Origin of the sequence: Azospirillum humicireducens (assembly GCF_001639105.2) — a bacterium.
Taxonomy (GTDB): domain Bacteria; phylum Pseudomonadota; class Alphaproteobacteria; order Azospirillales; family Azospirillaceae; genus Azospirillum; species Azospirillum humicireducens.
The window spans coordinates 419,141-431,749 of the sequence record NZ_CP028906.1 but is presented as its reverse complement, the minus strand read 5'-3'; the positions used below and the strand labels follow the sequence as shown (position 1 = coordinate 431,749).

At 68.0% G+C, this 12,609-nt stretch carries 11 protein-coding genes; 6 read left to right on the top strand and 5 right to left on the bottom strand.

Annotated elements, in window-relative coordinates; genetic code table 11:
- Positions 1–506: 506 nt before the first annotated feature.
- The 3 genes from A6A40_RS26415 to A6A40_RS26405 form a co-directional block, all read right to left on the bottom strand.
- Positions 507–1,754, bottom strand: a 1,248-nt coding sequence (locus tag A6A40_RS26415; protein WP_236784052.1) for a methyl-accepting chemotaxis protein, incomplete at its 3' end; no start/stop codon positions are given.
- A 470-nt stretch (positions 1,755–2,224) separates the two neighbouring features.
- The gene (locus A6A40_RS26410; RefSeq protein WP_108548806.1) at positions 2,225–3,016 is read right to left on the bottom strand and encodes a cyclic nucleotide-binding domain-containing protein; all 792 of its coding nucleotides are present in this window, start codon (positions 3,014–3,016) and stop codon (positions 2,225–2,227) included.
- Between the two features lie 60 nt (positions 3,017–3,076).
- Positions 3,077–3,694, bottom strand: a complete 618-nt coding sequence (locus A6A40_RS26405; protein WP_335645206.1) for a TlpA family protein disulfide reductase — start codon at positions 3,692–3,694, stop codon at positions 3,077–3,079.
- A gap of 89 nt (positions 3,695–3,783) precedes the next feature.
- Between A6A40_RS26405 and argH the strand changes: the two genes are divergently transcribed.
- Genes argH through lysA form a run of 3 tightly spaced genes read left to right on the top strand, consistent with a single transcriptional unit; the run spans position 3,784 to position 6,751 of the window.
- The gene (argH, locus tag A6A40_RS26400) at positions 3,784–5,232 is read left to right on the top strand and encodes an argininosuccinate lyase (RefSeq protein WP_108548804.1); all 1,449 of its coding nucleotides are present in this window, start codon (positions 3,784–3,786) and stop codon (positions 5,230–5,232) included.
- A complete protein-coding gene (locus A6A40_RS26395) occupies positions 5,229–5,435 on the top strand; it encodes a hypothetical protein (RefSeq protein WP_108548803.1) in 207 nt (68 codons plus the stop codon). The genes argH and A6A40_RS26395 overlap by 4 nt, the downstream gene beginning before the upstream one ends.
- A gap of 56 nt (positions 5,436–5,491) precedes the next feature.
- Entirely contained in the window at positions 5,492–6,751 is a 1,260-nt protein-coding gene (gene lysA / locus A6A40_RS26390; protein WP_108548802.1) for a diaminopimelate decarboxylase, read from the top strand.
- Between the two features lie 66 nt (positions 6,752–6,817).
- Here the strand turns inward: lysA and A6A40_RS26385 are convergent, their stop codons facing one another.
- Positions 6,818–7,327: a hypothetical protein gene (locus tag A6A40_RS26385; protein ID WP_108548801.1), complete on the bottom strand. Its 510-nt coding sequence runs from the start codon at positions 7,325–7,327 to the stop codon at positions 6,818–6,820.
- Between the two features lie 254 nt (positions 7,328–7,581).
- On the opposite strand from A6A40_RS26385, the gene A6A40_RS26380 reads away from it, so the two are divergent.
- The 3 genes from A6A40_RS26380 (at position 7,582) to A6A40_RS26370 (ending at position 9,708) form a co-directional block, all read left to right on the top strand.
- The gene (locus A6A40_RS26380; RefSeq protein WP_108548800.1) at positions 7,582–8,226 is read left to right on the top strand and encodes a DUF47 domain-containing protein; all 645 of its coding nucleotides are present in this window, start codon (positions 7,582–7,584) and stop codon (positions 8,224–8,226) included.
- 10 nt (positions 8,227–8,236) lie between these two features.
- Entirely contained in the window at positions 8,237–9,250 is a 1,014-nt protein-coding gene (locus A6A40_RS26375) for an inorganic phosphate transporter (protein ID WP_108548799.1), read from the top strand.
- 143 nt (positions 9,251–9,393) lie between these two features.
- Positions 9,394–9,708 (top strand): hypothetical protein, encoded by a 315-nt coding sequence (locus A6A40_RS26370; RefSeq protein ID WP_108548798.1) that lies wholly within the window; start codon positions 9,394–9,396, stop codon positions 9,706–9,708.
- Positions 9,709–9,904: 196 nt separating this feature from the next.
- On the opposite strand, the gene A6A40_RS31845 is transcribed toward A6A40_RS26370, so the two are convergent.
- Positions 9,905–11,817 (bottom strand): ATP-binding protein (locus tag A6A40_RS31845; RefSeq protein WP_418208638.1); only part of this gene is annotated, 1,913 nt, incomplete at its 3' end.
- Positions 11,818–12,609 lie beyond the last annotated feature (792 nt).

Sequence of the window (12,609 nt, the reverse complement as noted above, 5' to 3'; positions counted from 1 at the left end):
GGCATGACGCCGGAACCTGCATCGCCGGAACCTGCATCGATTGCCATTGCCTCTTGCGGTCGATCTGACACGCACGAGGCAATGGCCTTGGCCGGCGAACGGAATCACGCCTCCAGTCGAGTCCGCTTGCAACGCGAACCGATCCAACGTCAGGCCGCCCGCACCTCGGAAAGGAAGCGTTCGACCTCGGTCGACAAGCTGTGCGCCTGCCGGGACAATCCCTGGGCGGCACCGAGCAGATCCGCCGCCGCCTGCCCGGTTACGCCGGCCGCCTGTTCGACCCCGGCAATGTTCGTCGTTACATTCTGCGTTCCCTGAGCCGCCGCCTGCACGTTGCGGGCGATCTCCTTGGTGGCCGCATCCTGTTCTTCCATGGCCGCGGCGACGCTGGTCGAGATCTCGCTCAGTTCATCGATGATCCGGGCAACCTCGCTGATCGCGTTCACCGCTTGGCCGGTGGCCTGCTGCATGCCGCCGATCTGCCCGGCGATCTGCTCGGTGGCCTNGGTCGCGTTGAGCGCCAGGAGATTGGTCTGGCTGGCGATGTTGGTGATGAGCTTGATCACCTCCCCCACGCTGCTGGCCTGGGTGGCCAGCGTCTGGATCGAGGCGCTGGCCCCCTCGGCCGTGCCCACGGCAAGCCGGGCAACCTCCGACGAGCGGGCGACCTGACGGCCGATCTCCGCGATGGAGCCGGAAATCTCCTCGGTGGCGGCCGCCACGGTCTGCACGTTGGACGACGCCTCACGGGTCGCTCCCGAGACGGCGGACGCCTGGGCTTTGCTTTGTCCGGCCATCGCAGAAAGCTGCTGCGCGTTGCCCTGCATCTGCGCCACCGCGTCGGAAACCTGGGTGACGACGTTCTTGACCGAACTCTCGAACCGCTCGGCCATGCGGTTCATCACGGTCCGGCGCTCCGCTTCGGCGCGCGCCTTCTGTTCGGCCTGTTCCGCCTCAAGAGCCAGCTTGGCGACGGCGTTCTCCCTGAAAACCCTGGCCGTGCGGGCGATGGCGCCCACCTCGTCCCGGCGCTCGTCGCCCGTTACCTCGACCGAGGTCTCACCGGCCGCCAGCCGCTCCATGACCGCGACGATGCGGCGGATCGGCAGGCTGATGCCGTGGCGTGACATGCCGTAGGCGATCAGAAGGCAAAGCACGCACCCGCCTCCGGCAATCGACAAGGCGAGGACGAAGGAATGGTTGCTTTTCTCAGTGGCGCTGCGGGATGCCTCGCCGACGACCGCGGTCGCGGCATCGCTGTATTTGTTCAAGGCATCGCGCAATTTGACCATGCCAGGATCGAAATCCTGCTTCATGATACGAAGCGCCTTGTCATGGTCGTTGGCCAGAACCGCCGCTTTGACGTCCTGCAAAGCACGCTCAAGAACGCTGAAATCCTTAAGGAATTCATCGACTTTGGCGGCCGATTCGGGCATCGCGCCCTTGGCATCGGCCAGGAACTGCCGAAAGCGTGGCAGCCGGGCATCGAGTTCCTTCGTCGTGTTTTTCAAATGCTGCGGATCGCGATCGACAATAAGCGCATAGGCCAAACCCCCGATGGCATTGATCGCACGGCTGGCCCGTAACGCAGAAACCGCCCCCTTCACCTGATTGTCGATCATGCTGGAGTAAAGGGAGTCGATCTGCATCATACGCGAGACGGAGAACAGGTTCGTTCCAACCGTCAATGCCGATAGAAACAGCAGAAGCCCAACGATCTTGATGGAAATTGATAAATTATTGAGAACTTTCATTTTAGCCGTCCTCCTGCACCGCCTGCCCGCCAATCCTTAGAATCCCGCGAGCAACAAAGTGCTTTCAAGAAACTTTTTGTGTCAAAAAACAAAACATATTTATAATTTTTGGGAAATTTATTTATGAAATTTTACTTTTAACAGTGAAACATAATAATCAAGCTATATTATATGAGACTAATTTTTCCGGATGAATTCCGGACAACACGAAAAACGTCCATGGAAGCCAATACAAGCACTTTCAACAAAGCCGATCCTGCGGATTGGAATCCACAGCATCAGCCGGATCGATGGATTTTCAGCAGCGTTCTTGAATTCGGGAAGGGCCGCACAGCACAGCATCTTGCGCATCCCGCGGAAACCGGCAGTCCGCCTCGATCCATCGATTCCAGGTGGTCCGATCTGACCGGAACACGGTCATAAAATCTACAAATGGCCGATTTACGGCCATTTGGCAGGATGCGCGCCCTTCACACAGATTTCCCGCCGGAGGATGACGCAGGCTCCGCCGCCTTCGGCTTCATGAGTTGCGAGATGTAGATCCGCGTCAGCGACTTCAGGATCGGCGGCATCGCCATCACCGCGTCCTCGAAGCTGCGCTTGTCGATCACCTCGCAGATGCCCCCGGCGACCGCCACCGCGGTGACGTCGGGCAGACGGCCGGTCAGCAGATAGATCTCGCCGAACAGGCTGCCGGGACCGAGCGCCGCGATCTCCTCCCCCAGCGTGCCGCGGCCGGGGCGGAGCGCCACGCGGCCGGACTGGATCAGATAGGCGGTGTTGACCGGCTCGTTGGGACTGAAGAAGACATGCCCCTCGCGGATCATGCGGCGGTCGACCACCTTCTGGAAGGAGTTGGTCGACCGGAAATCGACCGGATTGCCGAACCTTGCGGTCGGCGGCAGGCCATAGTCTCGGCGGATGGCGGCGATCAGGCTCTGCAGCAGGTATGACGCCAGCGGCGGACTGCGCTTCAGCAGGCCGCGGAAGGCGTCCCTCGTCACCTCGACGCAAGACACCTCGGTCAGCGAACGCACGGTGGCGCTGCGCTCGCCATCGTCGATCAGCGCCATCTCGCCGACCACGGCCCCTTTGCCGACCACCCCCAGGCGCCGGTTGCCGCCCTCCGGCGTGGTCAGCAGCACCTCAAGCTCGCCGGATTCGATCAGCCACGCCCGGTCGGCGCGTTCGCCCTGCCGCATCATCACGATGCCGGGGCCGATGGTATAGCGCTTGGGACCGGAAGCGGCGGATTGCGTCATGGGGCGGCTCGGGAGAGGCAAAAGGTTATCGCCGCACTCTACTCCATGGCCGCCAAACCGTCAGCCGCCCGTCTTCATCACCCCGCGGTCTCGCGCCGGCCCGCCGCCGCGGCCCAGATGCTGGCGCAGGAAGGCGACGACCTCCGGCGCATCCCACTCCACCGCCCCCTCGACGCGGCCAAGCTCGCGGCCTTCGGGATCGACCAGGATGGTGGTGGGCAGTCCGCGCAGCGACAGCGCCTTCATCGAGTCCGACGCCGGGTCGAGGAACACGGTCAGATTCTGCACGCCCGTCTTCTTGTAGAAGGGCTCGACCGCCGCCCGCCCGCCACGGTCGAGCGACAGCGCCACCACCTGGAAGGCGTCGCCACCCAGCTGGGCCTGCAGCCGGTCGAGCGACGGCATCTCCTTCACGCAAGGGCCGCACCAGGTCGCCCACAGGTTCAGCAGGATCACCCGGTCCCTGAAGTCGGCCAGATCGACCCGCCGCCCCTCGGCGTCGATGAAGGACAGCGGCGGCATCGGCTTGGGCTCCCCCCCCTTGAACTTCTCCAGCTTTTCGACGCCGGTGGAGGCGACAGGCGTGGCCCCTGACGGGGAGTCCGGCGCGCCCAGCCGCAGCACCTCCGGTGGAGTGGGCGCAGCACCGGCGCTCCACCACAGGCCGGCCCCGGCCATGCACACACAAACCGTTGCGACAGCCGCCAAAGTCCGCATACTCACGCTTCCTCGCTCCCCTTCACCCGAATGCCCCGGTATCCGTCCCCATGAGCGCCGATCAGACCACGCCGACTTCCGCCGCCGCAACCGGCGCCTCCACCGGCTCTGCCGCACCCGCCGCCAGCCAGATGTGGGGCGGGCGATTCGCGCGCGGTCCCGCCGCCATCATGGAGAAGATCAACGCCTCCATCGGCTTCGACAAGCGGCTCGCCGACCAGGACATCGCCGGGTCGAAGGCCCATGCCGCGATGCTCGCCAAGCAGGGCATCATAACCCAGGCCGACGCCGACGCCATCATCGCCGGCCTCGACCGCGTGAAGGCAGAAATTGATGCCGGCGACTTCACCTTCAAGGTGGAGCTGGAGGACATCCACATGAATGTGGAGGCCCGGCTGGCCGAGCTGATCGGCGAGCCGGCCAAGCGCCTGCACACCGGCCGCTCGCGCAACGACCAGGTTGCGACCGATTTCAAGCTGTGGGTGCGCGACGCCATCGACCGGACCATCGCCGGACTGACCGCGCTGCAGGCCGCGCTGATCGACCTGGCGGAGCAGCACACCGGCACGGTGATGCCCGGCTTCACCCACCTGCAGGCGGCGCAGCCCATCAGCTTCGCCCACCATCTGCTGGCCTATGTCGAGATGTTCGGGCGCGACCGCGGCCGCTTCCGCGACGCGCGCTGCCGGCTGAACGAATGCCCGCTCGGCTCGGCGGCGCTGGCCGGCACCCCCTACCCCATCGACCGCTTCATGACTGCGGAGGCGCTGGGCTTCAACCGGCCGACCGCCAATTCGCTGGACGCGGTGTCCGACCGCGACTTCGCGCTGGAATATCTGTCGGCGGCGTCGATCTGCGCCATGCACCTGTCGCGCTTCGCCGAGGAGATCGTGATCTGGTGCTCGGCCCAGTTCCGCTTCATCAAGCTGTCGGACGCCTTCACCACCGGCTCGTCGATCATGCCGCAGAAGAAGAACCCGGACGCGGCGGAGCTGGTGCGCGCCAAGGCCGGCCGGGTGATCGGCAGCCTGAACAGCCTGCTGATCGCCATGAAGGGCCTGCCGCTGGCCTATTCCAAGGACATGCAGGAGGACAAGGAGCCGGTGTTCGAGGCCGACGACACGCTGGCGCTGTGCATCGCCGCCATGGAAGGCATGGTGCGCGACATGCAGCCCAACGTCCCGGCGATGCGCGAGGCCGCCGACCGCGGCTTCCTGAACGCCACCGACCTCGCCGACTGGCTGGTGCGCGAGCTGGACATGCCCTTCCGCGAGGCGCACCACGTCACCGGCCGCGCCGTGAAGGCGGCGGAGGACCGCCGCGTCGGCCTGACCGACCTGACGCTGGCCGAACTCCAGGCCATCGAGCCGCGCATCACCGAAGCCGTCTATCCGGCGCTGAGCATCGAGGCGTCGCTGAACAGCCGCACCAGCTTCGGCGGCCCGGCCCCCGTCCGCGTGCAGGAGGCGGTGAAGGCCGCCCGGGAGCGTTTCCTGTGAACCGCCATCTTCCCCGGCCCGTCACCCTGACCGTCCTCGCCCTGGCCGGCGTGCTGGCGCTCGCCGGCTGCGGCAAGAAGCCCAGCACGGTCGACAGCCCGCGTCCGGAAGGTCAGGCCGATCCCTTCCCGCGCCCCTATCCCAACCCCTCGCTGGACCCGAAGCCCGGTAAGCCGGCCGGTTCCGGAGTCCAGTTCCCATGACCGCCCGCACCGGTTCGCCCAAGAGTTCGCCCAAGAGTTCGCCGAATGGTTCCCCGATGAGCGTCTTCGCTTACCGCAACGGCGTGCTGCACGCCGAATCCGTGTCGCTGGAGGATGTGGCGCGCGAGGTGGGGACTCCCTTCTACCTCTATTCGACCGCGGCGCTGGAATCGCACTACAACGCCTATGCCGGCGCCTTCGCCGGGCAGGATGCCGGCGTCTGCTATGCGCTGAAGGCCAACTCCAACCTCGCCGTCATCCGCACCCTGTCCAGGCTCGGCGCCGGCGGCGACGTGGTGTCGGTCGGCGAGATGAAGCGCGCGCTGGCCGGCGGCATCCCGGCGGAGCGCATCGTCTTCTCCGGCGTCGGCAAGACCCGCGAGGATCTGCGCGCCGCGCTGGAGGCCGGCATCCACCAGATCAACGTCGAGTCGGTGCCGGAGCTGGAGGCGCTGAGCGAGGTGGCCTCGTCCATGGGCGTGGAGGCCCCCATCGCCTTCCGCGTCAACCCGGATGTCGACGCCAAGACCCACGCCAAGATCGCCACCGGCAAGAAAGAGAACAAGTTCGGCATCGACTACGACCATGCGCGCGAGATTTACCGGCGCGCGGCGGCCCTGCCGGGCATCAAGCCGGTCGCCATCGCCGTCCATATCGGCTCGCAGCTGACCGACCTCGCCCCCTTCCGGGCGGCTTACGAGCGGGTGGCGGCCCTGCTGCACCAGCTGCGCGAGGATGGGCACGACATCCAGCGCCTTGACCTCGGCGGCGGACTCGGCATCACCTACAAGAACGAGGCGCCGCCCGATCTGGCCGACTATGCCGCGATGGTGCGCTCCATCACCGGCAATCTCGGCTGCCGCATCACGCTGGAGCCGGGCCGTTCGCTGGTCGGCAACGCCGGCATCCTGGTCAGCCGCGTCATCTATGTGAAGCAGGGGCTGCACCGCCGCTTCGCCATCGTCGACGCGGCGATGAACGACCTGATCCGCCCGTCGCTCTACGACGCCTATCACGGCATCGTGCCCGTCGCGGAGCCGGCCCACGGCGTCGCGGCGGAGCCCTACGATGTGGTCGGCCCGGTGTGCGAGAGCGGCGACACCTTCGCCGTCCAGCGCCCGCTGCCGCCGCTGGCCGACGACGACCTCGTCGCCTTCCTGTCGGCCGGCGCCTATGGCGCGGTGATGGCCTCGACCTACAACAGCCGGCCGCTGGTGCCGGAGGTGCTGGTCAACGGCGACCGCTTCTCCGTCATCCGCCCCCGCCCGACGGTTGAGGAGATGCTGGCGGCCGAGCGCGTGCCCGACTGGCTGTAAGGAGTGCTGGCTTCAAGGGCTCGTTCATGGTGGGAAAAGGCTCTCCGGCCTCTTCCCACCATCCCCTCAGGTGCGGATCAGCCCATCCGTCCTGGACGGCTCGGCCGGCGGATTGACCGGGCCCGGTGACAGCTGCCAGCCGTCGAGCGCGCGTTTCAGCGCGTCCAGCCCGGCCCCGGCGGAGGATTTGGCCTCGTCGGCGGCGCGGGTGATGGCGGCGCAGAGTTCGGCGCGCCGCTTGGGATCGTCGCGGCTTTCCTGCAGCGCGCGGCCGACATCGTCGGCCGTCCCGCCGTTCTTGGCGTCGGGCGGCGCCGTCTTCGGGTCGATGCCCAACAGGGGCAGCAGATACTCCCGCCCCTTCTCGCGAGCCAGCGCCACCGCCCTGTCGCCGAATCGCTCCGCCGTCGCCAAACCGGCGTCCCAGGTGCTGAGCGCGGCCGAGACGGTCGGGCTGCAGCGCCCGGCGGGATCCGCCGGTGCTGCCGTCTGCGCCTGCAGCGGGGCGGCGGAGAGCAGCAGGACCGCCAGGGCCGGCACGGCAAGGCGGCGGATGGGGCTGGATGGGCACGTCATGCGGGCAAACCTGCGGTCTTGAGGGGGCCTGACGGTCATTTGGGGAGGCGGCACGCGCCTTTCCATGGCCCCGCACAGCCGACCCGGATCATTCCGTCAAGTGTCTGGAAAGTGCGCAGTGGCCGCAACCTGTGGCGATTTTGCTACCGGATGACCGTTTCATGACTGTTACATGACACAGCGCCGCTGCACTGCGCGGCGAAGCGTGCTAAGAGCGGCGCCAAATCACTCCAGTCATCGCGAGTCACCGTCCCATGCTGCTGCGCGCTTTCCGTTCGCTGATGCCGAAGGAGGAACGCTTCGTCGACCAGTTCGTCGAGCAGGCCCGCCACATCGTGGCCGCCGCCGCCGCCCTGGAAGCGGTGATGGACGCGGGTCCGGAGGAGCGGGCGCAGAAGATCGCGGCGCTGAAGCGGGTGGAGAAGGACGCCGACCGCATCGCCAAGGATGCCGGGCGCGACCTGCACCGCGCCTTCATCACCCCCTTCGACCGCTCGGACATCCTGTCGCTGATCAACGCGCTGGACGACGCCATCGACCTGATGGACGAGGTTCCACGCCATGCCGGCCTGTACGGCATCGAGACCTTCGACGAGCCGATGCGCCGCTTCGTCGTCCTCATCCGCCAGCAGGCCGACGTGATGGTGGAGCTGATGCCGCTGCTGGGCGCCATCGCCCGCAACGCGGAACGGATCGACCATCTCTGCGGCCGCATGTCCGACCTGGAGGACGAGGCCGACGACGTGCTGCGCAGCGCCCTGCAGTCGCTGATCGCCGAAAAGCCGGACATGATCGCCTTCCTCGGCCGGCGCGAGCTGTATGAGATGCTGGAGGCGGTGACCGACCGCTGCGACGACGTCGGCGACCTGGTCGCGGGCATCACGCTCGATCAGGTCTGAGGCGGCGGCAATGGAGGCCCTCCAGCTCGCTCTGCCGGCGATCGTCCTCATCGTCTTCGTGGCGCTCGCCTTCGACTTCATCAACGGCCTGCACGACGCGGCGAATTCCATCGCGACGGTGGTGTCGACCCGCGTGCTGTCGCCGAAGCTGGCCGTACTGTGGGCGGCCTTCTTCAACTTCATCGCCTTCCTGTTCTTCGGCCTGCATGTCGCCACCACCGTCGGCACCGGTCTGGTCGATCCGCTGGTGATGGACCCGGCGGTGATCCTGGCGGCGCTGATCGGCGCCATCGGCTGGAACCTGATCACCTGGTATCTCGGGCTGCCGTCATCATCCTCGCACGCGCTGGTCGGCGGCATCGCCGGGGCCGGCATCGCCAAGGCCGGATTCGGTGCCATCATCGCCAGCGGCTTCACCAAGACGGCGGTCGCCATCGTGCTGTCGCCGGGCATCGGCCTGCTGCTGGCCCTGCTGCTGATGCTGGTGGCGTCCTGGGTGTTGCGCCGCGCCGTCCCCTTCACCGTCGACCGGCAGTTCCGCCATCTCCAGCTCGTCTCCGCCGCCCTCTACAGCCTGGGCCATGGCGGCAACGACGCCCAGAAGACGATGGGCATCATCGCCGTGCTGCTGTTCAGCCAGGGCATGCTGGGCGATACCTTCTACGTGCCCTTCTGGGTCATCATCACCTGTCAGGCGGCGATGGGGCTGGGCACCATGATGGGCGGCTGGCGCATCGTCCGCACCATGGGCTCGCGCATCACCGACCTGAAGCCCTATCAGGGCTTCTGCGCCGAGACCGCGGGCGCCATCACGCTGTTCGGCGCAACCTGGCTGGGCATCCCGGTGTCGACCACCCACACCATCACCGGCGCCATCGTCGGCGTCGGCTCCGCCCGCCGCACCTCGGCGGTGCGCTGGGGTCTGGCCGGTCGAATCGTCTGGGCCTGGGTGCTGACGATTCCCGCCTCCGGCACCGTCGCCGCCCTGTCCTACCTGCTGGTGGCGGGCCTGCTGACCCCGTAAACGGGCCGCCGGCCCGCGCGGCCGGGCAGGAAATCGGGGGCGGGAACACGGCGCGAACGGATAAACCCTTCGTGCAGCAGCGCGGCCTTGACCCGGAAGGGCGGGAACGGCAGGATCGGTGCGGTGGAGACAGGATACCGGTCATGCCGCATATCGAACGCACCGACCAAGGCGAGCAGTATGTGCTTCCCGGCACCGAACGCCGGACGGTCCCCGGCTTGCCCTATGCGGCGGAAGCCGACGGCCAATTGACCCTTCATTTCTACGCCCCGCCCGACAAGTCCGAACGCCGGTCCCGCCCGACCTCCTCGCGCGCGATGCCCTCCACCCCGGCGATGCCCGCAGTGATGCCGGCCGCGATGACCCAGGTCCAGACCTCGACCTCGGGAGAGGCCACGGCGCAAAGCCTGTTCGGCCGCCGCCTCGCCCATTTCCCGCAGGTGTTCGAAACCCCCTGAGGGCTGTCCACGACCGTTTACGCGACACCTGTGCGGCTGCGGCCGGATGCCAGGGTGCGGGCGACCTGACGCAGCAGGATCTCGCGGTCATAGGGCTTGCCGATGTGCCCGTTCATGCCGGCCTCGCGGCATTGCCGCCGTTCCTCTTCGGATGAGCCGGCGGTCAGCGCCAGGATCGGCACATCGCCACGGGGCNATCTGCACGTCCATCAGCACCAGATCATAGTCGCCGGCCTTCACCGCCTGCACCGCCTCGGCACCGTCCGCAACCAGATCGATGCCATAGCCGCTGTCGCGGAACAGGGCCGCCAGCAGTTCGCGGTTGATCGACAGATCCTCGGCGATCAGCAGGCGCGGCGGCCCGGCCGGCCGGGGTGCGGCAGGAGCCGGGACGGAAACCAGGGGAGGGGCCGGGAGGGAGGAAGGCGCAGTCACGGCCGCCCCTCCGCGTCCGCCGGCGGTGCGGGCCAGCTGCTGGCGCAGTTCGTCGATGGAGAAGGGCTTGGCGATCATCGCCACCTCGGGTCCGAAGGCGGCGGGGTTGCCGACGGCATGCGCGGCGAAACCGGAGGCCAGCAGCACCGGCAGACCGGGGCGCATGCGGGCGGCCTGCCGCGCCAGCTCCGTGCCGTCCATGCCCGGCGGCATGACCACATCGCTCAACATCAGATCCAACGGTTCCGGACCATCCAGGATCACCAGCGCCTCGTTGGCATTGGCTGCCGCGATCACGCGATGCCCCCAGCCGCGCAGCAGCCCGGCCACCATGTCGCGAACGGTCGGGTCGTCGTCCACCAGCAGGACCGACAGCGGCTGCACGGCAGGGGCCGGAGCGATGGGGGGCAGAGCGGCGGCGGGGGCAGGCGCAGGCGTCGGCTGCGGCGCCGGCCGCGGTTCCGGAGGCAACAGGCGGGCGGCGGGCAGGCACACCGTCACCGTGGTTCCGACGCCCAGCGTGCTGCGCAGCGCCAGGGTGCCGCCATGCAGCTCCACCAACCGCTTGGTCAGCGGCAGCCCCAGCCCGGCGCCGTCGATGCCGCGGTTGGCGGCGCTGTCGACGCGGACGAAGGGCTGCAGGACACGCTCGACATCCTCGGCGGGAATGCCGAGACCGGTGTCGGTGACGCGGATCACCGGAACGCCATCGTCCAGCGCTGCCGACAGGGTCACGGATCCGCCCGACGGCGTGTATTTCACCCCGTTGGCGATCAGGTTCAGCAGGATCTGGCGGATGCGCCGGTCGTCGCCGCGCAGGTGCCGCGCCGCCGGCGCCACCGCCGCCGACAGCAGCACGCCGGCGCGCTCGGCCCGCGGGGTCAGCATGCGGACGGCGAAGTCGGCCGCCGCCTCCAGATCGCAGCGCCCCTCCTCGATGGGAAGCACACCGGCTTCCGCCCGCGCATGGTCGAGGATCTCGTTGATCAGTTCCAGCACATGCTGGCCGGAATCGCGGACATTGGCGGCATATTGCCGGTAGATCGGGGTGCCGACCGGCCCTTCCGCCTCACGCGCGATCAGGTCGGCGAAGCCGATCACCGCGTTCAGCGGGGTGCGCAGCTCGTGGCTGAGACCGGCAAGGAATTCGCCCTTGGCACGGTTGGCGGCCTCGGCAGCCTGCCGCGCGGTCTCCGCCATGTCGCGGGCATGGTCGAGCGCCGCGGCCAGCCGGGCGCTCTCGTCGCGCTCGGCGCTGGTCCGCTCCACCGCAGTGCGCGCCTCGGCCAGCGCCACCTGCGCCTTGCGCTCGCGGTCCAGATACCGCAGGCCCCAGGCCAGCGCCGCGAGGATCGCCAGCAGCCCGACGACGGTCTCCGCCACCGTGTATAGGGTGCGGATGCGCCACGAGGCCATCGCCTCGGTCCGGTCGATGCCGGTCAGCACCACCAGCCCGTAATCGCGCATGGTGCGGTAGGCGGCGAGGCGCAGCACGCCGTCCAGCACCGACGGCAGCAGAAACTGCCCCTCCGGCGCCTCGCTCAGCTTGGTCTGGAACAGCAGCCCTCCGGCGACCGAGCGGCCCACCGACGCTTCCGTCGCCGGGCGGCGGGCGACGACCTCGCCGTTCGGACGGTAGACGCCGATCAGCGGGTCGAACTCGAAACCCAGCATATTGTAGAAATCGGTGAGGGTATCGACCCGGATCGACGCGGACGCCACGCCGACGAAGCGCCCCTCGTCGTCATGCAGGGGGCGGGACACCGGGAAGACCAGCGGCTGGCTGCCGGTGCGCCCCGGCTGCCCGGCACCGATATGCAGACGCAGGCCGCTCCGCAGGGCCTCCAGACCGGCCGGATCGGCGAAGCTGGCGATGCGGTTGGGGAAACTGGCCGATTCCAGGACGGCCCGCCCATCGGCATCATAGATCCAGATCGCGTCCGCGCCCTCGATGTGGGCGGCGTATTCGCGCAGGCGGGACCAGTGCTTCAGGTCGCGGACCCTCTGCGGCCCGCCGGCCTCCGCCACCATCGCCGCGGTCTGGTCGAGCGCGATGTCGGCCGTGCGCACCGTCCGGTGGACATGGTCATCCACCAGCCGGGCCATGTCGCGGACCATGACGAAGTGGCGCTGCTGCGTGTCCTGGTAATCGTAGTAGATCCTGTGCGCCGCGTTGCCGGCCAATGCGGCCAGAACGACGACCACCACCAGAGCGCCCCTGACGAAGCGTCCCACAGATCCTCCCGGAATTCACCCGACCCGCCGCGCGATGCAGCCCGACCGATGCGGCCAAGCCGATTCGGCCAAACCGATGCTTCAGCTGCAAACTATCACGAAACCCGCCGGCCCGGCGCGGTATTCGGCGGCAGGTCCTGTCAGGGTTTGCCCCGATGGCAAGCGTCAAGGGCGGCAGGGGCCGGCCGCAGGGTTATCGCATTTGCCCAAGGATGGAGGGGCGGCGACATC

What these genes read in the sequence shown, in the direction of transcription:
- A6A40_RS26370 (WP_108548798.1), top strand. Translation starts at nt 9,394, where the DNA reads ATGCCGCATATCGAACGCACCGACCAAGGCGAGCAGTATGTGCTTCCC.
- A6A40_RS26410 (WP_108548806.1), bottom strand. Translation starts at nt 3,016, where the DNA reads ATGACGCAATCCGCCGCTTCCGGTCCCAAGCGCTATACCATCGGCCCC.
- A6A40_RS26405 (WP_335645206.1), bottom strand. Translation starts at nt 3,694, where the DNA reads ATGGCCGGGGCCGGCCTGTGGTGGAGCGCCGGTGCTGCGCCCACTCCA.
- A6A40_RS26385 (WP_108548801.1), bottom strand. Translation starts at nt 7,327, where the DNA reads ATGACGTGCCCATCCAGCCCCATCCGCCGCCTTGCCGTGCCGGCCCTG.
- A6A40_RS26375 (WP_108548799.1), top strand. Translation starts at nt 8,237, where the DNA reads ATGGAGGCCCTCCAGCTCGCTCTGCCGGCGATCGTCCTCATCGTCTTC.
- A6A40_RS26380 (WP_108548800.1), top strand. Translation starts at nt 7,582, where the DNA reads ATGCTGCTGCGCGCTTTCCGTTCGCTGATGCCGAAGGAGGAACGCTTC.
- lysA (WP_108548802.1), top strand. Translation starts at nt 5,492, where the DNA reads ATGAGCGTCTTCGCTTACCGCAACGGCGTGCTGCACGCCGAATCCGTG.
- argH (WP_108548804.1), top strand. Translation starts at nt 3,784, where the DNA reads ATGAGCGCCGATCAGACCACGCCGACTTCCGCCGCCGCAACCGGCGCC.